The sequence below is a fragment of the Nocardioides sp. AE5 genome, assembly GCF_031844485.1.
GTDB lineage: Bacteria > Actinomycetota > Actinomycetes > Propionibacteriales > Nocardioidaceae > Nocardioides.
This window is the reverse complement of record NZ_JAUZVI010000001.1, coordinates 306,516-330,997: the sequence shown is the minus strand read 5'-3', so window position 1 is coordinate 330,997 and position 24,482 is coordinate 306,516. Positions and strand designations below refer to the sequence as shown.

Here is a 24,482-nt window from a genome sequence, read left to right as displayed (position 1 = left end):
AAATCACTTTGACCGGGCGGAATTCCTCTGGAAAACCATGCCCAGCCCCAGAAGGGTCAGGAAGGGGGAATGGTCGGTGAAGACCGTGCATTCCTCCAGCACAGCCTCGGCCAGGTGCCCGGTGGCCACCACGGTGACGTCGGCCGGGTCCGCCCCCAGTTCGGCAATCATCCGCCCGGCAAGGCCGTCGACCATCGAGGCATAGCCGAAGAGCATGCCCGACTGCAGTGCCTCGACGGTGTTCTTCGCGATCACACTGCGGGGTCGGAGCAATTCCACCTTGCGCAATTGCGCGCCACGGCGGCCGAGCGCTTCCAGCGATATCTCCAGGCCCGGCGCAATCGCACCGCCGACATATTCACCACGGGCACTGATCACGTCACAGGTGGTGGCGGTGCCGAAATCGACCACGATCGTCGGCCCGGGAAAGAGGCTGGCCGCGGCCAGGGCATTGATGATCCGGTCGGCACCGACCTCACGGGGATTGTCCATCAATACCGGGACGCCGGTGCGAATTCCGGGTTCGACCACCACAGCCGGCACACCGGAGAAGTGCCGGGCCAGCATTTCGCGCCATTCGTGCAGCACCGCGGGCACCGTGGAGCAGACCGAGATCCCGTCGAGCCACTCCTCCTCGATCACCGCGCTGAAGAGTCCGCGCACCAGCACGGCCCACTCGTCCGCCGTACGCCGTTCGTCGGTGGCCACCCGCCAGTGCGCGGTGACCTCTCCGTCAGTGACCAGGCCGATCACGGTGTGGCTGTTGCCGATGTCGGCGGCGAGCAGGGTCATGGGCGCAGGTCCATCCCGATGTCGAAGACCTTGGCCGAGTGGGTCAACGCACCCACCGCAATGAAGTCGACGCCGGTCGCGCCGACGGCGGCAGCGTCGGCCAGGGTCAGCCCTCCGGATGCCTCCAGGGTGGCCCGGCCGGCGGTGATCGCCACCGCCTCCCGCAACGTCGCCGGGTCCATGTTGTCGAGCAGGATCTGGTCCACGCCGACTGCCAGGAGTTCGCGCAACTGGTCCAGCGAGTCCACCTCCACCTGCACCGGGACGCCCGGGAAGCGGGTGCGGACCAGTTCGTACGCCGCCACCACGCCGCCGGCAGCAAGCACGTGGTTGTCCTTGACCAAGCCCATGTCGGACAGGGAGTGGCGGTGGTTCACCCCGCCTCCGCAGCGCACGGCGTACTTCTCCAGGTCGCGCCAGCCCGGGAGCGTCTTGCGGGTGTCGCGGACCCGGGCGCCGGTGCCGTCCAGCGCCCGCACCCAGGCTGCCGTGCCGGTGGCGACGCCGGAGAGGTGGCAGGCGAAATTGAGCGCGGTCCGCTCGGCGGTGAGCAGCAGGGCTGTGGGTCCGGTGACGCTGAGCACCACGTCGCACTTGCTGACGGCGGTGCCATCCGCCACGGGACGCGCCACCGTGATCTCGTTGCCCATCACATAGCGGAAGACCAGTTCGGCGATGCCCAGACCGGCGACGGTGCCGTCCTCGCGGGCCACGAAGTCAGCGGTCTCGACCTGGTCGGCCGGGATCGTCGCCCAACTGGTGACGTCGGCCTCGGGCAGGTCCTCGGCCAGCGCATCGGCGACGGCACGGTGCACGGCGCGGGCGCTGAGACCGGCTTCCCCCAGTTCGGCGGCCAGCCCGGCGGGCATCGCGTCGAGTTCGAGCGCGACGATCCGCTCGACCCGCATCATCGCGGTGCCCCTGCCGCTGCGGGCACGGTGTCGGAGTCCGTGCTGGGTGCGGGATGGAACGCGAGTTCGAGGTTGCCGTCGACCAGGCGGGCGTCGAAGTGGCCGGCCATCGCCACGTCGTCGCGCTCGGGGTAGTCCTCGCGCCAGTGCGACCCGCGGGTCTCCTTGCGGCGCAGCGCGGCCTCGGTGAGCGCGGCCGCGATGACGAGCAGGTTGGTGGTTTCCCATGCCTCGACCCCGAGTTCACCGGCAGTGGTTCCCAGGCCGGGCAGCGCGGCCAGGGCCAGTTCCATGCCCTGCTCGGTGCGCAGTACGCCGACGTGGTCGGTCATCAGGGACTGCATCCCGGAGCGGACCGCGGCGTCGGCCAGTCCCGGCGTACGTCGGTCCGCCACCGGCTCGGCCCACGGGCGCAACTCGGTGGGAAGCACTTCGGCGATGCGCCGCGAGAAGACCAGGCCCTCCAGCAGCGAGTTGGAGGCGAGCCGGTTGGCGCCGTGCACCCCGGAGCAGGCCACCTCGCCGGTGGCGTAGAGGCCCGGCACGTCGGTGCGTCCGTCGAGGTCGGTGACGATCCCGCCGGAGGCGAAGTGGTGTGCCGGGGCGACCGGGATCAGTTCGGTGACCGGGTCGACGCCGTACGAGCGGCACACGGACAGGATGGTCGGGAAGCGGCGGGCCCAGAAGTCGGCGCCGAGGTGGCGGGCATCGAGCCACATGTGGGCCTGGCCGGTCTCGTGCATCCGGCGGGTGATCGCCTTGGCCACCACGTCGCGCGGGGCCAGGTCGGCCAGTTCGTGCTGGCCGAGCATGAAGCGGGTGCCGCCGTCCTCGGGCAGTCCGTCGACGAGGAAGGCCCCCTCCCCGCGCACGGCCTCGGAGATCAGCGGTTGCTGGCCGCGGCGGTCGGGGCCCAGGTACATCACCGTCGGGTGGAACTGGACGAATTCCAGGTCACGCAACCGCGCACCCGCGCGCAGGGCCAACGCCATCCCGTCGCCGGTGGAGACCGAGGGGTTGGTGGACTGGGCGAAGACCTGGCCGAGGCCGCCGCTGGCCAGGACCACGGCCCGGCACCGGACCGCGCCGACGCCGTCGCGCTGGCCCTCGCCGATCACGTGCAGGGTGACCCCGGCGACGGCACCGTCCCCGTCCAGGCACAGGTCGAGGGCCAGGGCGTGCTGGATCACCTCGATCCCGTCGGTGCCCTGGACTGCGGTGACCAGGGCGCGCTGGATCTCGGCGCCGGTCGCGTCGCCGCCGGCGTGCGCGATCCGGTCGCGGTGGTGGCCGCCTTCCCGGGTCAACGAGAGTACGCCGTCGTGGTGGTCGAAGTTGGTGCCGAGCGCGATCAGTTCGCGCACCGCTTCGGGCCCCTCGGTGACCAGTTGCCGCACCGCCGCCAGGTCGCATGCACCGGCGCCCGCGACCAGGGTGTCCCGCTCGTGCTGCTCGGGGGTGTCCCCCTCGCCCAGTGCTGCGGCGATCCCGCCCTGGGCCCACTGGGTGGAGCCGGCGTTGAGGACGTCCTTGGTGACCAGCAGGACGGTGGATCCGTCGTCACCGGGCCGCGCGCGCAGGGCGGCGTGGATGCGCAGGGCAGCGGTGAGCCCGGCAATGCCGGAGCCCACGACGACCACGTCGGATCGCGTGGTCCAGCCGGGTTCGGGTGCGGTGAGGCGTCCCGGGAACCCGGGGGGCGCGGTGGAGGTCATCGCTGGAGACTAGTGGCTGGCAGTCACGTCGCCGCGGAGCAGGCCCGATCCCTCGGGCGCCTCGGCCGGGTCGAAGCCGGTGGCGAGGATCTTGTTGCCGGCGTCGACGAAGACCACCGACGGCTGGTATTCGCGGGCCTCGGCGGTGTCCATCTGGCCATATCCGATCAGGATCACCACGTCGCCGGGGTGGACCAGGCGGGCGGCGGCACCGTTGATGCCGATGATCCCGGAGCCACGCTCACCGGCGATGGTGTAGGTCTCGAGCCGGGCGCCGTTGGTCACGTCGACGATGTGGACCAGTTCGCCGGAGAGGAGGTCGGCGGCGTCGAGGAGGTCCTCGTCGATCGTCACCGATCCCACGTAGTGGAGGTCCGCCTGCGTCACGGTGGCGCGGTGGATCTTGGACTTCATCATGGTGCGCAGCATCAGCTGTCTCCCTTGGTTGACGGGTCGTGGGGGCCCAGGTGGAGGGGCATGTTGTCGATCAGGCGCGTGGTCCCGACCCGGGCGGCGATCAGGATCCGGGCCTCACCTTCGGCCGGGGCGGGGCCGAGGTCGGGCGCCGTGATCACCAGGTAGTCGAGGTCCACCCCGGGCGAGGCGCGCAGTTCGGCGCGGGCCGCGGCCAGCGCCGAGTCCGCGCCGTACGACGCGTTCTCCCGCGCCCGGAGCAGGGTGCGGCTCAACGCCACGGCCTGGTCGCGCTCGGTCCCGGAGAGGTAGCGGTTGCGCGAGCTCATCGCCAGGCCGTCGTCCTCGCGGACGGTCTCGGCGCCGATCACCTCGACGCCCAGGCACAGGTCTGCGGACATCTGCCGGATCAGGGCGAGCTGCTGGTAGTCCTTCTGGCCGAAGACGGCAACGTCGGGGCGGACCAGTCCGAAGAGCTTCGTGACCACGATCGCGACCCCGGCGAAGTGGCCCGGCCGGGTGGCTCCCTCGAGCAGGTCAGCGATCGGGCCCGGGTCGATGGTGACGCTCGGCTCGGTCGGGTAGACCTCCTCGACCGCCGGGGCGAAGACGATGTCGACACCGTGCTCGCCGCACAGCACCAGGTCGTCGTCCAGGGTCCGCGGATAGCGGTCCAGGTCCTCGCCGGCGCCGAACTGGAGCGGGTTGACGAAGATCGAGACCACCACCGGGCCAGCGCCGACCTCGGACCGGGCGCGGTCCATCAGCGAGGCGTGCCCGGCGTGGAGGGCGCCCATCGTGGGGACCAGGGCGACCCGCTGGCCGGAGGCGCGGCGTTCGGAGAGCAGCGCGGCCAGTTCCGCACGGGTGCTGGCCAGCACCGGGGGCTGCGGTGCCATCAGTTGCCGACCTCGGTGCCCGTGGCCGGGTGGCCGGTGCCCGGGAGGCTGACGGCGCGGGGCTCGGCCTCGTCGAGCAGGCGGGCGATCTTGAGTGCGCGGATCGGCAGGAGCCTGCCGTCGGAGACCGCACGGGACAGGGTGGCGCGGGCCATCGCGACGTACGACGCGAGCGTCTGCGGTGCGTTCGCGGCCAGGTCGTCCAGGTGGGCGCTGACCGTGTTGGCGTCGCCGCGGACGATGGGACCGGTCAGGGCGGCGTCACCCTGGTGGAGTGCGTTGTCCAGGGCTGCTTCGAGCAGCGGGCGCAGGGTGTCGGCAGGGTTGTCGCCACCGGCGGCACGGAGCATCTCCATCGCCTCGGCGACCAGGGTGACCAGGTGGTTGGCGCCGTGGGCCAGGCCGGCGTGGTAGAGCGTGCGTCGCTCCTCGGAGACCCACATGATCCGGCCGCCGAGGTCGGCGACCAGGGACTCGGCCAGGGCGTGCTCGGCCTCGCCGGCGGTGGTGCCGAATACGATGCCGGAGAGCCGGCCCAGGTCGAGGTCGGTGCCGGTGAAGGTCATCGCCGGGTGCAGCGCGATCGGGCGCGCGCCCACGGCTGCGGCTGGTGCGAGCACCTCCAGGCCGTGGCGACCGGAGGTGTGGACGACGTACTGCCCGGGGCGGATCGCGCCACTGGCAGCGAGTACGTCGACGACGTTGGCCAGCATGTCGTCGGGGACGGTGAGGAGGAGGACGTCGCACTCGCGCGCCACGGCGCTCGGCTTGGCGATGGCCACGCCGGGCAGCAGCGCCTCGATCCGGCCGCGGGAGGCATCGGACTCGCCGGCGACCGCGGTGATCTCGTGCCCGGCGGCGCGCAGGGCAGCGGCCAGAACGGCACCGACCCGACCGGCGCCGACGACGCCGATCCGCGTGCGGATGCGTGTTGCAGTCATGCTCAGGCCTTTCGTTCCAGTCCCTCCGCTGTCCGCCTCGCTGGGCGAGTGGCCGGTGTGGGTACCAGACGTGTGCTCTGGAGTGCTTTCGACGTTCAACGGTACGCCTGTGCGGCGGTGGTGGAAACCGGAGCGCCCGGTGGGCTGCGTCACACCGGAGTCGGGCCGATACCCTCGGGCACATGAGCACCAGCCTCGGCATGCCCGCACTGCCTCCGCGGACTGCGGCGCCGACCTGGAAGGTTGCCTGGGACACCGCGCTCTATGGCGCCTCCGGCTTCCTGCGCAATCACCCGGTGCACCTGGAGCGCGATCCGGAGGAACTGGTCGACTTCCTGCTCCCGAGGCTCACCCGCCACGAGCACGCGGTCCTGCTCGGCGCAGCGGGACGGCTCGCTCCCACCCTGGCCTCCCTCGCTCCCGGTACGTCGCTGCGCCACGACGTACCGGCGGGCTTCCGCGGCATCGTGGTCGCGGTGGACTGGCTGGCCCACGTGCCCACCCATGTGGTGCAGGCCGATGACGACGACCGGCCGCGGGTGGTCCACGTCGACCCGATCTCCGGGCAGGAGACGCTCGGCCTCGTCGTCACCGATGCCGGCGTGCCCCCGTCGATCGCTGCCTGGCTGGAGGTGCACTGGCCCCTGGCCGGCGACTTCGCGCGGGCCGAGGTCGGCACCACTCGCGAGGCCGCCTGGCGCGACGTGCTGCGCACCATGGCCGACGGCGAGGCGATCGCCATCGAGCACGGGCACCTGCTCGGCGATCGGCCAGCGGCCGGTTCCCTGCGCAGCCCCACCGGACCGACGATCCCCGACGGCACCCGCGACCTGGTCGCCGACGTCGCCCTGGACGCCCTGGCCACCGCCTGCTCCGCCGAGGTGGTCATCGGGGACGGCCCGACCCGGATCGAGAGCCACCCGTGAGCACGGTCGCGGTGGTCCTCGCTGGCGGGATCGGCACCCGGATGGGCGCAGAGGTGCCGAAGCAGTTGCTGGAGCTGGCGGGTCGGCCGCTGCTCGCGCACACGCTGGCTTCCTTTGAGGCGCATGACGGCATCGACGAGGTGCTGGTGCTGATGGCGCCGGACTTCCTGGCGCGGGCCGAGGAGATCGCCGCGGGCTTCACCAAGGTGTCCCGGGTGCTGCCGGGTGCCGACTCCCGCCACGCCACCACCCGCGCGGCGCTGGCAGCGCTCGAGGGTGCCGGCCACGGCGAGGAGACGCAGGTCGTGCTCCACGATGCCGCCCGCCCGCTGGTGGGTGCCGCGGTGATCGACCGCTGCCTGGCCGCACTGGCGACGTACGACGCGTTGACCACCGCCATTGCCAGTGCCGACACGATCGTCGAGATCGCCGGCCCCGAGCCGCTGCTGGCCTCGACCCCCGAGCGGTCCACGCTGCGACGTGTGCAGACCCCGCAGTGCTTCCGGCTCGGCGTGATCCGCCGGGCGCATGCGCTGGCCGAGGCGGACCCGGGGTTCGCGCCGACCGACGACGCCACCGTGGTGCGCCGCTATTTGCCGCAGGTGCCGGTAGCGATCGTGGAGGGCGACGAGCGCAACCTCAAGGTGACCACCCCGACCGACCTGCTGGTCGCCGAGCGCCTGCTCGCGCAGTAACGCGCGCCCAACCCCCTTGTAAGCGCGCGCCCAATCCCCTCTTGAATGCGCGCGCCAACCCCCTTGTAACGCGGGGTTATCGTCGCTGGAGTAGGGCTGTGCGCCCCGTTTTCGTCAACAGCACCGCACAAGTGCCGCGCGTGTTCCGCAGTCCGTCAACAGCACCGCACAAGTGCGACGTTGTCGCCTCAGGCGTGCTTGCGGAGCGTGACCTGCTCCCAGGCAGCGAGTTCGGCCTTGAGGTCGGTGATCTCCTGCTCGAGTTCGGCAACCACCACGATCGCCTCGGCGGCGCGCATCTCGGCGTCTTCGAGGAGGGCCGACTCGCTGGCCAGGCGCTGCTCGGCCTGCTCGGCGCGACGCGCCTCTGCGCCCAGCTTGAGGTTGGTCTCGGCGAGCTTGCGCTGCGCGTTGGAGAGTTCACCCTCGAGTTCGTGGATGAGCTGCTGGCGGCTGGCGATCCGGCCGGCCATGCTCCGGGCGAACTCCTTGTGCTCGGCACTGCGCTGCTCGTCGAGCTTGCGGTAGTCCTGCGCTTGGCGGGCCCGGTCACGGGCGGCATCGCGGCGCGACTGGATGAGTTCGGAGTGGGTGATCTTGGTGGCGGCGGCCCCGAGCACGGTCGCAGCCACGGCGGCGAGGGCGACGAGGATCATCGAGCCGGCGATCAGGGCGCCCAGGACCAGGACGGCAGAGACCATGATGAGGGCAACGGCAACCGTGACTCGCGTGCTGCGCTGGCGGCGGCGCGAGGCGGGTGAAGCAGTCGGGGAAGCCATGCGAGTCACAGTAGTTGACATCCTTCACATTCCCCGGCAAGGCGCGCGCGAAATCCCTGTGTCGCACACCGCGCCTGGCTTCAGTTCCCCGGCGCCCCTGGCCCTGCCGCATCGGGGTCGTCCGCATCCGGCACCCGGCAGGCACGCTCCAGGAACAACGCCGCGACACACATGCCGACCGCCGCACCCGAGGCGAGGGCCGACCAGGTCATCCGCTCACCGGCAAGTTGCGCTGGTTCCCCGATCCAGCCGATCGCATAGCCGGCATAACCGCCGGCCACCGCCGCGCCGACCAAGGCGCATGCCTTGGCCAGGGCCAGCCGGTTCACCGCATGGCGCGGCTCCAGCCACTGCCGCTGCGCGATGGTACGCCGGGTGAGCCAGGCCGCTACGGCCAGAAAGGCCGCCACGAAGACCAGCGTGCCGAACTGGATCCAGCCCGGCGTCGGGGACGACGTCGCATACTGCTGCGACAACGGGCGCAGCGCCCACCCCCCGATCAGTCCGATCGACGCACAGGTCACCAATGCGCCGACCGGAGTCAGCCCGACATGCGGCTGCGGCTCCTCGGGATCCGACGGCCCCGGACCGGGCTCGGGTCGGGTCACTGCAGGTTGAGGGCGAGGTCCTCGCGCAACTTGATGCCGCTCTCGTCGAGGCCCGCGAGGATCTCCAGGACCGGCCCGGAGTCGAGCAGCACGGCGTCGGGCTCGAGGTCGGCCCACGGGCGCAGCACGAAGGGGCGCTCCTTGGCGCGCGGGTGCGGCAGGCGCAGGAAGTCCTCGTCCGAGCGGCGGTCGCCGACGACGATCAGGTCCACGTCCAGGGTGCGCGGCGAGTTCGGCTCCACGGGGCGCTCCCGGTGGAAGGCGTCCTCGATGGCCAGACAGCGGTCCATCAGCGTGGCCGCGGAGAGGGTGGTGTCGATGAGCACCACTGCGTTGAAGAAGTTGTCCGCCTCGACCGGGCTCCCGACCGGCTCGGTCTCATAGACGCCGGACACGCCGGTGACCCACACCTCGGGGGTGTCGGCCAGGGTGTCGACAGCGCCCTGGAGGGCGGCCAGCCGCTCCCCCAGGTTCGATCCGAGGGCGAGGACTGCCCTGCGGATCGGGTGCATCTCGCCGGTCAACGTGTCGGCGTCGATGATGTTCGGGTTTGGGGTTTCAGTCACGGCTGCAACGTCCTCTTCCGGGTGATCGTCAGCGCGACATCCGAGAAAGTCGCGTCAATGGGGGCGTCCGGCTTGTGCACCGTAACCCGCACCCATTCAACACGATGCTCCAAGAGGCAGACATTTGCCACCCTCTGGGCCAGCGTTTCGATCAGGTCGACCGGGTCACGCTCCACAGCGGCCTTCACCGCTTCCACGAGCGTTCCGTAATGCACCGTCTCGTGCAAGTCGTCGCTGGCCGCAGCGGGCCGGGTGTCGAGCCCGAGCACCAGGTCGATCACGAAGACCTGGCCGTCGCGGCGTTCGAAGTCGAAGACCCCGTGGTGCCCGAAGCACTCGAGGCCGGTGATGGCCAGTTCGTCGCTCATCAGCGCTCCACCTCGAAGAGCACCGGACCGGAGGCGTGGCTCCAGATCCGCCACCCGGCGTCGGTGTGCAGATAAGTGCTGCTCACCGCGATCCGGGCTGCCGGCAACTCGAACCCGTCGACGAACGCCTCGGGTCCGGCGACGTTCTCCACACAGGTCAGCCGGGCCACCTCCCCGTGCTCCACGACCCGCAGCTGTTCGAAGAAGAACTGGATGCCCCGGGTCAACCGGATCCCCTCGGCCACCTCGGCCCGGACCGCCTCACGGCCCCAGACCGGCTCCCCGCCGGGGAAGAGCACCGAGACGTCGTCAGAGTCGACCCACAGGTCCAGCGCAGCAGCGGCGTCACCCTGCTCCCAGGCGCTGTAGAAGGCGCGGTGCACCTCCTCGACCGACCCGCCCACCGGCTCCAGGGCCTGTGAGAACTCCACGCTGGTCACCATCCGTCCCCCGTCGACTGCTGGACCCGTCCGACGACGCGCAAGGCATCCACGGTCGCCCGTACGTCGTGCACGCGCAGCCCCCAGACACCGCGCAGGGCGAGGATAGTCCCCAGGGCGACGTTGGCGGCCTCCCGTTCGCCGACCGGACGGGGCTCCCCCTGCTCATCGGCCAGCAGCAGCCCCAGGAACGACTTGCGACTCGAGCCGACCAGGATCGGCAGGCCCAGCGCCTCCAGGGCGGCCAGGCCGGTGACCAGGTCCCAGTTGTGGTCCGCGGTCTTGGCGAACCCCAGGCCCGGGTCGAGGATGATCCGCTCCCGGGGAATCCCGGCCGCCTCGGCGTCCTCGACACGAGCACCGAGTTCGTCGGCCACGGCTGCCACCACCCCTCCGTGCCCGTCGTACGTCGCCAACTGCTGCATCCGGGCACTGTGCGCGCGCCAGTGCATCGCGACGTACTGTGCCTCGCTGTCGGCGACCACCCGCAGGATTGCGGGGTCGGCAAGCCCACCCGAGACGTCGTTGACGATCCGCGCGCCGGCCGCGATCGCGGCCGCGGCGACCTCGGCGCGCATGGTGTCCACCGAGACCAGCGCGCCCTCGGCGGCCAGCGCCTCGATCACCGGGACCACCCGGTCGAGTTCGTCAGAGACCAGGGGCCGGGTGGCGCCCGGGCGGGTCGACTCGCCACCGATGTCGAGGATGTCAGCACCCTGGGCGAGCAGGTCGTGGCCGTGCGCGATCGCGGCGTCCGTGGTCGCCCAGCGCCCGCCGTCGGAGAAGCTGTCCGGGGTGACGTTGACGATCCCCATCACCCTGGTCACGCCGCGGCCACCAATCACCGGGCGCTGTGGATCAGGGCCATGGCCTCGGAACGGGTGGCGGCGTTGTGCATGATGCCGCGCACGGCAGAGGTGATCGTGCGGGCACCGGTCTTGCGCACCCCCCGCATCGTCATGCACAGGTGCTCGGCCTCGATCACCACGATCACGCCCCGCGCCTCGAGGATCTCGACCAGGGCGTCGGCGACCTGGGTGGTCAGCCGCTCCTGCACCTGCGGACGCTTGGCATAGACGTCGACCAGGCGGGCCAGCTTGGACAGGCCGGTGATCTTGCCGCTCTCGGCGGGGATGTAGCCGACGTGCGCGACGCCGAAGAACGGCACCAGGTGGTGCTCGCACATCGACCACATCTCGATGTCGCGGACCAGGACCATCTCGTCATGGCCGAGGTCGAAGGTGGTGGTCAGGACGTCCTCGGGATCCTGGCGCAGTCCCTGGGTCAGCTCGGCGAACGCACGGGCGACGCGGGCCGGGGTCTCCCGCAGGCCCTCCCGGTCGGGGTCCTCACCGATCGCGTGGAGCAGTTCGCGGACGGCGGCCTCGGCCCGGGCGTGGTCGAACGCCGGTACGTCGGCAGCGGCCCGGCTCCCCGCAGAGATCGGGTCGGTCATGCCTGGTCACCGGGATAGGGGAATCGCGTCCCACCGGCAGGTGGCGCTGGGTCGTGCGGCGTGGCCAGGCCCGGGTCGGCGGTGCGGGTCTCCTCCTCGTCCTCCCCGGAGCTGCCCGGGATCTCCACCGGCGGCGTGGGCGAGGGACGGCGGTCGGGCGAACCGGTCCAGGCCGGGCGGGGCGGACGACGGCGCAGCGGCGCGAAGACCTCGGCCACCTCGGCCTTGTCCAGCGTCTCGCGCTCCATCAGCGCCAGCACCAAGGCGTCGAGGACGTCGCGGTTCTCCTCGAGGATGTCGAACGCTTCCTGGTGCGCCTCGTTGAGGAACTTCTTGGTCTCCTCGTCGACGATCGCGGCGATGTCCTCGGAGTAGTTGCGGGTGTGCCCCATGTCGCGGCCCAGGAACGGCTCGCCCTGGGTCTCGCCGAGCTTGATCGCGCCGAGCCGCTCGGTCATGCCGTATTGCGTGACCATCGCCCGGGCCAGGTTGGTGGCCTTCTCGATGTCGTTGCCGGCGCCGGTGGTCGGGTCGTGGAAGATCAGCTCCTCGGCGGCCCGCCCGCCCAGCATGTAGGCGAGCTTGTCGAGCATCTCCGAGCGGGTCTGGGAGTACTTGTCCTCGTCGGGCAGGACCATCGTGTAGCCCAGCGCCCGACCGCGCGGCAGGATCGTCACCTTGTGCACCGGGTCGGTGCCGGGCAGGGCCGCCGCGACCAGGGCGTGGCCGCCCTCGTGATAGGCGGTGATCAGCTTTTCCTTCTCGTTCATCAACCGGGTCCGGCGCTGCGGCCCGGCGATGACGCGGTCGATGGCCTCGTCGAGCGAGGTCGTGGTGATCACCTTCTCGTTGAGGCGAGCGGTGAGCAGGGCGGCCTCGTTGAGCACGTTGGCCAGGTCGGCGCCGGTGAACCCCGGCGTACGGCGTGCCACGTTCATCAGGTCGACGTCGGAGGCGATCGGCTTGCCGCGCGAGTGCACCTTGAGGATCTGATGGCGCCCGGCCAGGTCGGGGGCGTCGACGCCGATCTGGCGGTCGAACCGGCCCGGGCGGAGCAGCGCCGGGTCAAGTACGTCGGGACGGTTGGTGGCCGCGATCAGGATGACCCCGCCGCGCACGTCGAAGCCGTCCATCTCGACGAGGAGCTGGTTCAGGGTCTGCTCGCGCTCGTCGTGGCCGCCGCCCATGCCGGCACCGCGGTGGCGTCCGACCGCGTCGATCTCGTCGATGAAGACGATCGCCGGGGCGTTCTCCTTGGCCTGCTCGAAGAGGTCACGGACCCGGGAGGCACCGACACCGACGAACATCTCCACGAAGTCGGAGCCGGAGATGGAGTAGAACGGCACCCCGGCCTCACCGGCCACGGCACGGGCCAGCAGCGTCTTCCCGGTGCCGGGCGGGCCGTAGAGCAGCACGCCCTTGGGGATCTTGGCGCCGACGGCCTGGAACTTGGCGGGCTCCTGGAGGAACTCCTTGATCTCGCCGAGTTCCTCGATCGCTTCCTCGCAGCCGGCCACGTCGGCGAAGGTGGACTTGGGCATGTCCTTGGAGATCAGCTTGGCCTTGGACTTGCCGAACTGCATCACCCGGCCGCCGCCGCCCTGCATGCTGTTGAGCAGGAAGATGAAGATCAGGATGATCAGCGCGAACGGCAGCAGCGTGGCCAGCAGTTGCCCGAAGAAGCTGGGCTGCGGGTTCTCCGAGTTGGACTTCTCGATGGTGCCCGCCTCGATCTGCTCGCGGACCATCACGATCAGGTCGTGCTGCTGGTCGGTCACCCAGTGGGTGACGACCTTGTTGCCGCCCTCGCGCTCGACGTCGTCATCGAGCGTGGCGCGGATCTCCTGGTCGTTGTCCAGGAAGGTGATCTCCTTGACCTGGCCGGTGGTGATGTACTTCTCCATCTCCGACGTCGGCACCTCGTCGTACCCACCATCGGGCGCGAGGAACTGCAGGCCGAGTACGACGGCAATGACGGCAAGGAAGATCCAGAGCCAGGGACCCTTGAATATGCGCTTCACAGACTTCTCTCGGGACATCCCAGACGTGTGCCGGGGCGGTGACCATGTGACGTTTGACGGTACATGGTCCCAGAAAGCGGCCGGGCGCCCACATCCGCGCCCAGCGTGGGCTCAGGAGTAGACGTGCGGCGCCAGCGTGCCGATGTCACGCAGGTTGCGGTAGCGCTCCTTGAAGTCGAGGCCATAGCCGACCACGAACTCGTTCGGGATGTCCCAGCCGACGTACTTCGGCTCGACCGGCATCGCCAGTGCCTCCGGCTTGCGGAGCAGGGTGGCGATCTCGACGCTGGCCGGGTTGCGGCTGGACAGGTTGGAGATCAGCCAGCTCAGCGTCAGCCCGGTGTCGATGATCTCGTCGACCACCAGCACGTGGCGCCCGGAGATGTCGGTGTCGAGGTCCTTGAGGATCCGGACCACACCACTGGACTTGGTGCCCGAGCCATAGGAGCTGACCGCCATCCAGTCCATCTCCACGTGCCCACTGAGCGAGCGGGCCAGGTCGGCCATCACCATCACCGCGCCGCGCAGGACCCCCACCATGAGGAGTTCCTTGCCCGCATAGTCGGCCTCGATCTGCTGGGCCATTTCCTTCAACTTCGCCTGGATCTGCTCCTCGGTGAAGAGGACGTTGACCAGGTCGCTCTCGACATCGGAGGCATCCATGCGCGCCAGCCTGCCACACGCTCGCCACCGGCCAAATCACAGGCTCGCCTGTGAAACTGCCCGTTCGACGCGAAACAACATGTCGATCGGGCAGGAACGCACGGGCACCCCCAGGGCTCACGCCTCTTGCGACGACTCGAAGACGATCTCCCCGCCGGTACGCCGTCCCCGGAGGTGGCCCGGCAGGTCCACCCACTTCTGGCCGTGCCAGTCGGTGACCAGCCGGTCGAGCTCGGTGATGTGCTCGTGGAAGAGCTCATCGGGCAGCGCACCGGCAGCCAAGGCGGCCAGGCGGAGCACCCGGGTCCGGATCGGTGCGGCCAGGTCGGCCAGCGCCTCGACGGCGAGCGGTGGCCCGTCGCCGTACGCCGTAGCGGCCAGGTCGTCGAGGAACTCCATGTCGGGGCGGAGCAGATCCGCCGTGCGCGCCAGCGCAACGGCCACCCCGGGGCCCAGTTCGGCCTCCAGCACCGGCAGCACGGTGTGCCGCACCCGGACCCGGGTGAACCGCGGGTCGTCGTTGTGCGGGTCGGACCACGCCTCGATCCCCTCGGCGCGGCACGAAGCAGCGGTGTCGGCGCGGGAGACGTCGAGCAGGGGGCGGGCGAAGCGGTCGAAGCTGCGGCGCATCCCGGCGATCGAGCGGCCTCCCGAGCCACGGGCCAGGCCGAGCAGGACGGTCTCGGCCTGGTCATCGCGGGTGTGGCCGAGCAGGACGAGCGCGGCGGAGAAGTGGTCGGCCATCTGCTCCAGGACCGCGTAGCGCGCCTGGCGGGCGGCCGCCTCGGGACCGGGCCCACCGGGCAGCGCCGGGACCTCGACCCGCGCCGAGACGGTCTCGTCACAGCCGAGGGCCGCCATCTGCTCGACCACCGCCGCGGCGCGGTCGGCGGATCCCTCCTGGAGGCCGTGGTCGACGGTCGCCCCGATCACCCGCAGCGACGACCGGCGGGCCTCGAAGACGGTGGCGGCGACCAGGGCCAGCGAGTCCGCTCCCCCCGAGCAGGCGACGAGCACCGTCGCACCGGGGCCGAGCCCGCCAAGGGTGCGTCGGACCACGCCGCGGATCGCCGCCGTGGCCGGATGCAGGGTCATGCGTGGACCCGGGCGACCCAACTGTCCGGGTCGTGGATCTCGGCCTTGGACGGCAGGTTCTCCGCCGTGGCCCACACTGCGTTGAAGTCCTCCATGCCGACCTTGTCGACCACGTGGCGCACGAACGCCGCGCCGTCGCGATATTGCGCCATCTTGGCGTCGAGCCCGAGCACCCGGCGCAGCAGCCGGTCCAGGGTGCCGACGCCCTTGCGCCGCTGGTTGAACCTGCGCCGGATCCGGGCAACCGACGGGATCACCGTCGGTCCGACCCCGTCCATCACCACGTCGGCATGGCCCTCGAGCAGCGACATCACGCCGGTCACCCGGTCGATGATCTCGCGTTGCTCGGGGGTCGACATCAGGTCGAGGAGGCTCGGCCCGTCACCGCGCAGCGACCCGGCAACCCGCTTGAGCCCCTCCTCCAGGGTCTTGCCCACCTCGATCGAATCGGCCAGCGACGTCATCTGGGCATAGAGGTGCTCACGCATCCACGGCACCGCGGTGAACTGGACCCGGTGGGTCTCCTCGTGGAGGCAGACCCAGAGCCGGAAGTCGCCCGGATCGACCTCGAGTTCCTGCTCCACCTGGACCACGTTGGGCGCCACCAGCAGCAGGCGCCCGTGCTCGCTGGTGCCTGGCCCGGCTCCGTCGCTCCCTGCACCCGCGCGGCCCCTCGGTCGCTCACTCGTGCCTCGCTCGGCTCCGTTGAGACCGTAGAACGGATCGAACTGGCCGAGCACCTTCGACCCCATGAACCCGAGGACGAAGCCGAGTTCGGCCCCGGTGACCCGCGAGCCGACGGCCTTCCCGATCCCGGACGGGGCGCCCTTCTTTTCCGCCAGCTTGGTGACGATCGGGTCCAGGATCTTCTCGAACGAGTCGGCATTGGCACGGATCCAGCCGGCCCGGTCCACGACCAGGACCGGCGCGGTGTGCTCCGCCGCGACCAGGCCGGTGAAGTCGCGGACCAGCGCGGTGGACCGCTCGGCGCCCGCGCGCAGTTCGCGGACGGCCTCATCGGCGGCCGCCGCCGGGACCTGCGGCCCGTCCCCGGCGAAGCGGGAACCGAGGCGGATGGCGAGTTCCCAGTCGATCATCGAGGGCGCATCAGTCATGGGTGAACCCTACGTGCGCAGCAGAAGTCGGTCCGCTCAGGCAGAGCAGTGGCAGGCGGCCAGCGCGGCGGTCAGGTCCTCCAGTGCCGCCCGGGCATCCAGCGTCTCGGGGACCTCCACCCGGTCGGCCAGGAAGACGAAGACGAAGACGTTGCCGTCCAGGTCGGTGGTGGTGCCGGCCAGCCCGTGTACGCCGGTGAGCGTTCCGGTCTTGGCGCGCACCCGGCCCAGACCGGGCTCAGGCGAGTCGACGTATCGGCGGGCCAGCGATCCGGTGAACCCGGCGATCGGCAACCCGGTGAGCACCGGGCGCAGTTCGGGGTGCTCCGCGGAGCCGGCGAGCGCCATCACCTCCAGCAGGGTCGTGGCGGTGAGCAGGTTCTTGCGGGAAAGCCCGCTTCCGTCAAGGATCCGGTCGTCCGAGGTGTTCACGCCCAGCCGCTTGAGCACGGCGCGGACCGCGATCGAGGCGCCGGCGAAGGTGGGATCCGCCCCCTCGGCGATCGCCACGTGATGGGCGAGGATCTCGGCCCCCTCGTTGTCGCTGACGGCCAGGACGCGGTCCACGATCTGCCAGACCGGGGCGCTCTGCACGGCAGCGAGTTCCTGCCCGGGCACCAGGTCGGCGGGGGCTGGCGGCACGGACGGATCAGCGCTGGCCTGCGTCGGGGTCGGCGTCGGGGTCGGGGCTGCGGGGGCAACCCGCGCCGGGGCGATCGTGCGGCGCGGCGAACCGGTCACGGTGATCCCCCGCTTGGCCAGTTCGTCGGCGAAGATCCGGGCCGCGCCGAGCGCCGGGTCGGCCTCGAAGCCCCAGCCGTCCTCCTTGCGCCCCTGGTTGGCGTAGAGCGGGGAGATCGGCGAGACCACTGCATCCGGGATGTAGTTGGCCGGCCAGTCGGGGCTGACCCGGGGACCGGAGAAGAGCGAGTCGTCGAAGCCGAGGCGGACCTCGGTGGTCCCGGCGCCCTGCAGCGCCAGGGCGGTCTGCGTGGCCAGCGTGGCCAGGTCGGCCTGGGCCGGATAGGCGTCCGGGTCCGCGACCCGCATCAGGTAGGGGTCACCGCCGCCGACCAGGACGATCTCGTCCGGCGCTGCCCCGGCCCGTACGGCGGTGGTGAAGGTGGTCTCGGCGCCCAGCGACTCGATGGCGGCAGCGCCGGTGACGATCTTCATCGTGGAGGCCGGCACCGTGCTGGCCACGCCCTGCTGGAAGTGGACCACGCCGTCCATGCCGGCGACGACCAGCATCCGGCGCTCACCGAGCTCGGGGAGATCGGCGTACGGCGCGAGCGCTGCGGCAACCCGTTCGTCACTGATGCCGCTGTCGAGGTCCACGCCCTGCGCGACCGGTTCAGGAGTGGTCAGCTGGGGCAACTCCAGCCCCTCGGGCGGGGCGATCTCGGCAGGGTCAGCCTCGGCCGCAGCCCACCCCAGGCGCTCGGCCACGTCGTACTCGAAGGCGGCGAAGGCGGACGCGATCACGGCCAGCACCAGCACCACCGGACCCCAGGCCGCCAGGCGGCTCGGGCGCCCCGCGTCGCGGGCAGCCCTGCGTCGTGTTGGCACCGAAGCCCCTCCCCAAGTCCACGTTTTGGACCATTGTGCGCGAAGATGTCCCGAGCCCGTTCTTCGGGCCATGATCCTGTGCGGCCCGAACCCGGTCGTGTGTGAACTGATGAAGCGGAGGATGACAGTGCTCGAGTTCGACGTCCTGGTGGAGATCCCCAAGGGTGAGCGCAACAAGTACGAGGTGGACCACCACAGCGGGCGCCTGCGCCTGGACCGGCTGCTGTTCACCTCCACCCAGTACCCCGCCGACTACGGCTACATCGAGGAGAGCCTCGGCCAGGACGGCGACCCGCTCGACGCGCTCGTGCTGCTGCAGGCCCCGACCTTCCCGGGCTGCCTGATCAAGTGCCGCGCCATCGGGATGTTCCGGATGACCGACGAGGCCGGCGGCGACGACAAGGTCCTCTGCGTGCCCGCCGGCGACCCGCGCCAGGAGCACCTGCAGGACATCGGCGACGTGTCGCGCTTCGACCGCCTCGAGATCCAGCACTTCTTCGAGGTCTACAAGGACCTCGAGCCGGGCAAGTCCGTCGAAGGCGCCGACTGGGTGGACCGCGCGGCTGCCGAGGCCGAGGTCCAGGCCTCGTTCGCCCGGTTCAAGGAGAACGGCGGCTACTGAGCCCCTGCGACACAACGCATGACACAACGGTGTCGTCTGCGGTCATCACGTGACTGCAGACGACACCGTTCGTCTTTCCTCAGGCGTCCGTGCCCCAGGTGAGCAACTCGTCGGCGCGCATCATCTCGGCCGGGATGCCGAATGCGTCGACCAGGTCGACCGCGAGCGGGCGGATCTTGCGGCACAGGTCGTTGATCTCCCTGGTGATCGCCTTCGAGCGCTGCGTGGTGAGGCGGCCGTGCTCCATGTACCAGGCGCTGTTCGCCTCGATCGTGCTCAACGCATAGAGGTCGACGAGCAGGCCGAGGGCGACCTTGTTATCGGAGTCCGGCATCTCGGCGACCTTCTCCACGAAGGCGTCCAGGACCAGGCGCTCGACGTGGGCGTGGCCAATGGCGATGACGTGGTCCTGGACCCGCGAGAAGACCTCACCGGGCTCCATGCCCAGGTCCACGCCCCGCTTCAGCCGACGCGCCGCGCCACTGACCAGGTGCTCCTCGCGGAAGCGGAACATCGCCTCCTGGAAGTTGGGGTCGAGCAGGCCAGCCTCCTGGTCCCACTCGTCGCCGCCGGGCAGCAGGTCGCGCACCCGCTCGAGCAACTTGTGCACGTTGGTCCGCTCCACCACGGTCTCCACGGCCAGGCCGGCGACGAACTTCACCATGCCGAACTGGTCCATGTCGGAGAAATCGCTCGCATAGCCGGTCAGCAGGCCCTTGGCGACCAACTGCATCATCACCGTGTTGTCGCCCTCGAAGGTGGTGAAGACATCGGTGTCGGCCTTGAGCGCGGTGAACCGGTTGCGTGACATGTAGCCGGCACCGCCGCACGCCTCGCGGCACTCCTGGATGGTGCTGGTGGCATGCCAGGTGGCCATGGCCTTGGTCCCGGCCGCGCGTGATTCCAGCGCCCGGGTGGTCGCCTCGTCCACGTCACCCCAGAAGGCCTCCTGGGTGCGCGAGGTGAGGACCTCCTGGGCGAAGTGGAGCGCGTAGGTCTTCGCGAGCAGCGGCAGCAGGCGGCGCTGGTGCTGGCCGTAGTCGAGGAGCAGTTGCTCGGGCTGGCCGTCGCCGGACTCGAACTGACGGCGCCGGTCGGCGTACTTGATCGCGATGGCCAGGGCGACCTTGGCCGCGCTGGTCCCGGCGGCGCCGACGCAGACCCGGCCCAGGACCAGGGTGCCGAGCATGGTGAAGAAGCGGCGACCAGGACTCTCGATGCTCGACGAGTAGACGCCCTCGGGGCTGACGTCGGCGAACCTGTTCAGCAACGCGGTGCGCGGCACCCGTACGTCGTCGAACCAGAGCCGGCCATTGTCGACTCCGTTGAGTCCCATCTTCAGGCCGCTGTCCGCGATCCGTACGCCGGGAGCAGGCTCGCCATCGATCCGGATCGGCACGACGAAGGCGTGCACGCCCTCCGACTTGCCGTCGATCACGAGCTGGGCGAAGACCACGGCCATCTCCCCGTGACGGCCCGCGTTGCCGATGTAGTCCTTGTGGGCGGAGTCGGTCGGCGTGTTGATCACGAACTCCTGGGCCTGCGCGTCGTACGTCGCCACGGTCTCCAGCGCCTGCACGTTCGAGCCGTGCCCCGCCTCGGTCATCGCGAAGCAGCCGAGCAGCTTGCCAGAGATCACGTCAGGCAGGTACTTCGCGTGATGCTCCTCGTTGCCGAGGTTCTGGATCGCACCGCCGAAGAGGCCGAACTGGACGCCCATCTTGATCAGCACCGAGAGGTCGCCGAAGGCCATTGTCTCGAAGGCGGCGACGGCGCCACCGGTGCTCTCCTTGCCACCCTGGGCTGCCGGGAAGCCGAGGGCGGTCTGGCCGGTCTGGGCGACAGCGACGACGACGTCACGGACCCGGTCACGGAACTCCTCGTGCCCCATCGTCTCGGCGTCGGTCAGGACGTCGGCGTTCTCGACCAGGTTGCGCCTGACCAGGTCGCGGACCTCGGCGTAATCACCGTCGAGCAACTGGGCCAGCGCCGCGACGTCGACCTCGGGCTGGACATAGCCGTCGTCGGCTGCGGACTCGTCAGGCTCGGTGGATTCGGTCTCGGGGAACGTCTCAGTGGCCATGGTCGGAACGTTACCCGCCGCGCATCACGGCAGGGAACGCCCTGGCTCAGGGCCGGGAGAAGAAGTTCGGCGGGATCCAGTAGTACATCGACTCCTCGGTCACCGGGCGGCCGGTGCGCGGGGCGTGGATGATCTTGCCGTTCCCGGCATAGATGGCCACGTGGTAGATCGAACTGGGGCTGCTGGAGGAGCCCCAGAAGACGAGGTCACCGGGCTGCAACTGGCTCGACGAGACCGGCGTGGTCGACTGGTACTGCCCCACCGAGTAGTGCGGCAGCGACTTGCCGCCCTGGCGCCAGGCCATCATGGTCAGCCCGGAGCAGTCCCAGGCGTTCGGCCCGGCGGCCGCCCACACGTAGGGGTCGCCGATCTGCGCCCGGGCGAAGCTGATCGCGCCCTGGGCGCCGGAACTCGCCGGCGGCGGGGTGGGGTCGGGCTTGGGGTCCGGCTTCGGGTCGGGCTTGGGATCCGGCGTGGGGGTCGGCGTGGGCGTCGGGCTCGGAGTGTTGTTCTCGCGTTCCTCGCGCTCCTTGCGCTCGCGTTCCTCGCGCTCCTTCTTCGCCCGGGCCTCACGGGCGCTCCGGTCCGCGGCCTCCTGGGCGCGTCGCTCGGCAGCAGCCGCTTCGGCAGCGCGGCGCTGGGCCGCGGCCTCGAGGTTGGCCTGGCGCCGGGTGGCGAGCTCGACCGAGATGTTCTGCAGCTCGGCGAGTTCGGCGATCAGTTCGTCCTTGCGCTTGGCGACGGCGGTCGCCTCGTCGAGTGCTGCCTGCGACTGGGCGTCAGCGCTGGCCTTGGCCCCCGCAGCGGCCTCCTCCAGGCGGGCGGCAGCGGCCCGGGCGTCCTCGGCCTGTCCTGCGGCGAGGTCGGCGACCTGCTTGGCCGCCTGATAGCTCGCGGTCACGTCGCCCATCGACGAGTTCAGGTTGTAGAGGGTGTTCCCGTTCTCCAGGACGCCCTCGATGCCACCGTCACCGGTCATCGCGGTGATGCTGGTCAGCCCCGGGGCCGCTTCGTAGGTGGAGGCGATCAGGTCGAAGTACGCATCTTCGTACGTCGCCAGTTCAGCCTGGGACGCCTCGGCCTTCTGCTCGGCACCGGCCAGGCGCTCCAGTGCCTGGTCGAGTTCCCACCTCGCCGCGTTGTACGCCTCCCCCGCCTGCGCGGCGCGGATGCTGGCCTCGTCCAGGCGCTGGTTGGCCAGGACCAGGTCGGTCTGGACCGCGGCCACGGTGCGCTCGGCGTTCTCCGCGTTCTCCTGGGCCTGGGCGACTTCCTCGGCCGTCGGGTTCTCCGGGTCGGCCGATGCCGCCGGGACGCAGAGCCCCAGGGCCAGGACGCCAGCGACTGCAGCGACCAGTGGGCGTCCGGTGGTGGTCCGTCGCACGAGTACTTCCCCTTTGCGCTTGGAGACCTCGGGCGGCTTCCCCACCGCCCGAGGCACTTCCAGCACGCTAGTGGTCACGAGTCACATTGGGAACACTTTTCACAGATTTTTTTCGATTTAACGGCGTGTCGCCTTGACTAACTACACCGTTGTAATTCAGACACCGCTCCCATTGGGGCATCTTTGGGGTCACAAAAGGGACTGATTGCGACATTGCGGACAAGGACGGCAGGCAGGGTCGACGACAAGCGAGGCCCGCGCACGGATCGCCCGGGCCGCACCCAGGTGACGGGGCGCCCGACTGGGCAGGAATGGTTCAGGAAGCGCGGTCGATCGGGATCTTCGACGTCGTCGTCGTCGGATGCGACGAGAGTCGGTGCCGGTCGAACTTCTGCCCGGACGCCAGTCCACCCAGGTAGAAGGAGACCACCGCAATGGCGATGCCGGCGATGTCATCGGCGATGTAGTGCCAGCCGAAGTAGAGCGTGGCGATGATCGTCAGGCCGAAGTTGATCCACAGCACCCAGTGCACGACCTTGTTGCGCACCGTGTATTGCGCCATCAGCGCAACCAGCAGGGTGACGGCCGTGTGCAGGCTGGCAAACGCAGCCACCGACTGGACGCCGTCGAAGCCGCCCCACATCACCGCGACCCGGCCATAGGAGAGGCTCTCCATCAGGTCGGTGGTGGGCGTGTGGGCCAGGTCCGTGTAGCGCCAGGCGTACTGGAAGCCGGGGCCCTGGGCGGGGAGCGCGTAGTACGACGCCGTACCCAGGCTCCAGCAGATCGCCTGGGAGGTGGCGAACCAGTAGCCATAACTGATGTTGCGCGACCAGACCAGCCAGGCGGCCAGCAGCAGCGGCACCATCGGCAGGAACCAGAGGTAGATCAGGGAGAGCACGTGGGCGGTGACCGTCGTACCGAAGACGGTGTGCAGCACCACGGCCGGCTCCGCACCCAGGAAGAGGGCCTGGTCGAGCAGGTCGAGGGGGCGGTCGAACTTGGCGTCGTGCACCTGGGGCAGGAACGACTTGAGGTTCCGGTAGCTCACATAGGTGAGGTAGAAGCAGACGATGCCCAGCACGACCAGGGTGACGCGCTCCCGGTTCCAGTGGGAGCGCCAGCGGTCGGCGACGACCTGCTTCATCGCGCCCCAGCGGCACTTCCCGTGGTAGAGCGCCCGCGGCAGCATGTCGAGCAGGAAGGCGCCGAAGACCATCAGCGGCAGCCGCATCCATGCCGGCCCCAGGAAGCCCTCCGGGTCGCGCAGGCCCTCGCCCACGCTGATCGCAGTGATCGCGGCCAAGGCGCCCATCAACAGGGCAACTCCGATCAGGAGTACATAGGCGCGGCGGTACACGCCGGGCAGTCTAGACGAGAGGACCCGCTGGGCCGGTACGCCGCATCGGGTTGGCCCTCAGGAGTCGTCGCCGATCACGGCCAGGCGCTCGGGCCGCACCCGCAGCCGCACCTGGTGGCCCGGGCCCGGCGGGGGTACGCCGTCACCCAGCACGGCGGCCACCTGCCCGACCCCCTCCACCTCGACCTCGAGGCGGGTCGCCTCCGGGGTGAGCCGCGAGGAGAGCACCCGGCCGCGCAACGGTCCTTCGCGGACCACCTGCACTGCGGAGCGGCGCAGCGCCACCCGAGCCCCACCCGGCAGCCCGGCCGCACCGAGCACCAGGTCCGCTGCCGCGCCGGAGAGGACCGTGGCATAACCGATGAAGGCGGCCGCCTCCGCATCGCGCGGGTGCTCCCACACCTCGGCCAGCGTCCCGGCCTGCACCAGGCGCCCGGCACGCATCAGCGCGATCCGGTCCGCGACCGCGAACGCCTCGTCATGGTCGTGGGTGACGAAGAGGGCCGTCGTACCGGTGCTGGTGAGGATCTCGCGCAGGTCACCCGCGAGCCGTTCGCGCAGCGCCGCGTCGAGGGCGCTGAGTGGCTCGTCGAGCAGCAGCAACCTCGGCTCCACCGCCAGCGCGCGTGCCAGCGCCACCCGCTGCCGCTCGCCACCCGAGAGTGTGGCCGGTGCCCGGTCGGCGTACCCGGCCAGGCCGACGAGGCCGAGCAGTTCCTCGACCCGCTCGGTGATCTCGCGGCGCGGGCGGCGCCGGATCCGCAGCGCATAGCCGACGTTGGCGCCGACCGACTGGTGGGCGAAGAGCTGGCCGTCCTGGAACATCAACGCGAAGCCGCGGCGGTGCGTCGGCACCCCGGCCAGGTCCGCGCCGTCCCACCTGATCTGCCCCGCGGCGAGCGGTTCCAGCCCGGCCACGGCGCGCAACAGCGTCGATTTGCCGCAGCCCGATGGGCCGAGCACCGCCACCACCTCCCCACCGGGCAGGTCGAGCGAGACGTCGTCGACGGCACGCACCGGGCCGAAGTCGACACTGGCGTCGATGATCTCGAGCATCCTC

General features: G+C 70.5%; 25 protein-coding genes. 3 read left to right on the top strand and 22 right to left on the bottom strand.

Features of this window, described 5'->3' with window-relative positions; all coding sequences use genetic code 11:
• Positions 1-3: 3 nt before the first annotated feature.
• The 6 genes from Q9R27_RS01510 to Q9R27_RS01485 are packed head-to-tail and all read right to left on the bottom strand — an operon-like array spanning position 4 to position 5,672.
• Positions 4-792 carry a type III pantothenate kinase gene (locus Q9R27_RS01510; protein WP_311250555.1) on the bottom strand — a complete coding sequence of 263 codons (789 nt, stop codon included), beginning with the start codon at positions 790-792 and terminating at the stop codon, positions 4-6.
• Positions 789-1,703, bottom strand: coding sequence for a carboxylating nicotinate-nucleotide diphosphorylase (nadC, locus tag Q9R27_RS01505; RefSeq protein WP_311250554.1), 915 nt, complete (start codon positions 1,701-1,703; stop codon positions 789-791). The genes Q9R27_RS01510 and nadC overlap by 4 nt, the downstream gene beginning before the upstream one ends.
• Positions 1,700-3,418 carry an L-aspartate oxidase gene (locus Q9R27_RS01500; protein ID WP_311250553.1) on the bottom strand — a complete coding sequence of 573 codons (1,719 nt, stop codon included), beginning with the start codon at positions 3,416-3,418 and terminating at the stop codon, positions 1,700-1,702. The genes nadC and Q9R27_RS01500 overlap by 4 nt, the downstream gene beginning before the upstream one ends.
• Positions 3,419-3,427: 9 nt before the next feature.
• A complete protein-coding gene (gene panD / locus Q9R27_RS01495; protein WP_311250552.1) occupies positions 3,428-3,847 on the bottom strand; it encodes an aspartate 1-decarboxylase in 420 nt (139 codons plus the stop codon).
• Positions 3,847-4,731, bottom strand: a complete 885-nt coding sequence (gene panC / locus Q9R27_RS01490) for a pantoate--beta-alanine ligase (protein WP_311250551.1) — start codon at positions 4,729-4,731, stop codon at positions 3,847-3,849. Before panC ends, panD begins: the two co-directional genes overlap by 1 nt.
• Entirely contained in the window at positions 4,731-5,672 is a 942-nt protein-coding gene (locus tag Q9R27_RS01485; protein ID WP_311250550.1) for a DUF2520 domain-containing protein, read from the bottom strand. The genes panC and Q9R27_RS01485 overlap by 1 nt, the downstream gene beginning before the upstream one ends.
• A 182-nt stretch (positions 5,673-5,854) precedes the next feature.
• On the opposite strand from Q9R27_RS01485, the gene Q9R27_RS01480 reads away from it, so the two are divergent.
• Together Q9R27_RS01480 and ispD are read left to right on the top strand one after the other, a co-directional pair.
• Positions 5,855-6,598, top strand: a complete 744-nt coding sequence (locus Q9R27_RS01480; protein WP_311250549.1) for a hypothetical protein — start codon at positions 5,855-5,857, stop codon at positions 6,596-6,598.
• Positions 6,595-7,293 (top strand): 2-C-methyl-D-erythritol 4-phosphate cytidylyltransferase, encoded by a 699-nt coding sequence (gene ispD, locus Q9R27_RS01475; protein WP_311250548.1) that lies wholly within the window; start codon positions 6,595-6,597, stop codon positions 7,291-7,293. The genes Q9R27_RS01480 and ispD overlap by 4 nt, the downstream gene beginning before the upstream one ends.
• 188 nt (positions 7,294-7,481) lie before the next feature.
• Here ispD and Q9R27_RS01470 read toward each other — a convergent pair whose 3' ends face one another.
• From Q9R27_RS01470 to dacB, 12 genes are all read right to left on the bottom strand, one after another.
• Entirely contained in the window at positions 7,482-8,072 is a 591-nt protein-coding gene (locus Q9R27_RS01470; protein ID WP_311250547.1) for a hypothetical protein, read from the bottom strand.
• Between the two features lie 80 nt (positions 8,073-8,152).
• Entirely contained in the window at positions 8,153-8,680 is a 528-nt protein-coding gene (locus tag Q9R27_RS01465) for a DUF3180 domain-containing protein (protein WP_311250546.1), read from the bottom strand.
• Positions 8,677-9,246 (bottom strand): 2-amino-4-hydroxy-6-hydroxymethyldihydropteridine diphosphokinase, encoded by a 570-nt coding sequence (folK, locus tag Q9R27_RS01460; protein WP_311250545.1) that lies wholly within the window; start codon positions 9,244-9,246, stop codon positions 8,677-8,679. The genes Q9R27_RS01465 and folK overlap by 4 nt, the downstream gene beginning before the upstream one ends.
• Complete coding sequence (gene folB, locus Q9R27_RS01455; RefSeq protein WP_311250544.1) at positions 9,243-9,614, bottom strand: dihydroneopterin aldolase; 372 nt, start codon at positions 9,612-9,614, stop codon at positions 9,243-9,245. Before folB ends, folK begins: the two co-directional genes overlap by 4 nt.
• On the bottom strand, positions 9,614-10,045 hold the full coding sequence (locus Q9R27_RS01450; RefSeq protein WP_311250543.1) for a nuclear transport factor 2 family protein: 432 nt from the start codon (positions 10,043-10,045) through the stop codon (positions 9,614-9,616). Before Q9R27_RS01450 ends, folB begins: the two co-directional genes overlap by 1 nt.
• A 5-nt stretch (positions 10,046-10,050) precedes the next feature.
• Entirely contained in the window at positions 10,051-10,869 is an 819-nt protein-coding gene (gene folP, locus Q9R27_RS01445; RefSeq protein ID WP_311250845.1) for a dihydropteroate synthase, read from the bottom strand.
• Between the two features lie 26 nt (positions 10,870-10,895).
• Positions 10,896-11,510, bottom strand: a complete 615-nt coding sequence (gene folE / locus Q9R27_RS01440; protein ID WP_311250542.1) for a GTP cyclohydrolase I FolE — start codon at positions 11,508-11,510, stop codon at positions 10,896-10,898.
• Positions 11,507-13,549 carry an ATP-dependent zinc metalloprotease FtsH gene (ftsH, locus tag Q9R27_RS01435; RefSeq protein WP_311250541.1) on the bottom strand — a complete coding sequence of 681 codons (2,043 nt, stop codon included), beginning with the start codon at positions 13,547-13,549 and terminating at the stop codon, positions 11,507-11,509. The genes folE and ftsH overlap by 4 nt, the downstream gene beginning before the upstream one ends.
• 93 nt (positions 13,550-13,642) lie before the next feature.
• Positions 13,643-14,194: a hypoxanthine phosphoribosyltransferase gene (gene hpt, locus Q9R27_RS01430; RefSeq protein ID WP_311250540.1), complete on the bottom strand. Its 552-nt coding sequence runs from the start codon at positions 14,192-14,194 to the stop codon at positions 13,643-13,645.
• A 117-nt stretch (positions 14,195-14,311) separates the two neighbouring features.
• Positions 14,312-15,289: a tRNA lysidine(34) synthetase TilS gene (gene tilS, locus Q9R27_RS01425; RefSeq protein ID WP_311250539.1), complete on the bottom strand. Its 978-nt coding sequence runs from the start codon at positions 15,287-15,289 to the stop codon at positions 14,312-14,314.
• Positions 15,286-16,404: a zinc-dependent metalloprotease gene (locus Q9R27_RS01420; RefSeq protein ID WP_311250538.1), complete on the bottom strand. Its 1,119-nt coding sequence runs from the start codon at positions 16,402-16,404 to the stop codon at positions 15,286-15,288. Before Q9R27_RS01420 ends, tilS begins: the two co-directional genes overlap by 4 nt.
• Before the next feature lie 36 nt (positions 16,405-16,440).
• Positions 16,441-17,973: a D-alanyl-D-alanine carboxypeptidase/D-alanyl-D-alanine-endopeptidase gene (gene dacB / locus Q9R27_RS01415; protein WP_311250537.1), complete on the bottom strand. Its 1,533-nt coding sequence runs from the start codon at positions 17,971-17,973 to the stop codon at positions 16,441-16,443.
• A gap of 121 nt (positions 17,974-18,094) precedes the next feature.
• Here dacB and Q9R27_RS01410 point away from each other — a divergent pair, with 121 nt between their 5' ends.
• Positions 18,095-18,595, top strand: a complete 501-nt coding sequence (locus Q9R27_RS01410; RefSeq protein ID WP_311250536.1) for an inorganic diphosphatase — start codon at positions 18,095-18,097, stop codon at positions 18,593-18,595.
• Between the two features lie 79 nt (positions 18,596-18,674).
• Here Q9R27_RS01410 and Q9R27_RS01405 read toward each other — a convergent pair whose 3' ends face one another.
• The 4 genes from Q9R27_RS01405 to Q9R27_RS01390 all read right to left on the bottom strand — a co-directional run bounded on the left by Q9R27_RS01405 (position 18,675) and on the right by Q9R27_RS01390 (position 24,478).
• A complete protein-coding gene (locus Q9R27_RS01405) occupies positions 18,675-20,678 on the bottom strand; it encodes an acyl-CoA dehydrogenase (protein WP_311250535.1) in 2,004 nt (667 codons plus the stop codon).
• 46 nt (positions 20,679-20,724) lie between these two features.
• Entirely contained in the window at positions 20,725-22,062 is a 1,338-nt protein-coding gene (locus tag Q9R27_RS01400; RefSeq protein ID WP_311250534.1) for a C40 family peptidase, read from the bottom strand.
• A 316-nt stretch (positions 22,063-22,378) separates the two neighbouring features.
• Complete coding sequence (locus Q9R27_RS01395; RefSeq protein ID WP_311250533.1) at positions 22,379-23,422, bottom strand: phosphatase PAP2 family protein; 1,044 nt, start codon at positions 23,420-23,422, stop codon at positions 22,379-22,381.
• A 57-nt stretch (positions 23,423-23,479) separates the two neighbouring features.
• Positions 23,480-24,478 carry an ABC transporter ATP-binding protein gene (locus Q9R27_RS01390; RefSeq protein ID WP_311250532.1) on the bottom strand — a complete coding sequence of 333 codons (999 nt, stop codon included), beginning with the start codon at positions 24,476-24,478 and terminating at the stop codon, positions 23,480-23,482.
• Between the last annotated feature and the right edge of the window lie 4 nt (positions 24,479-24,482).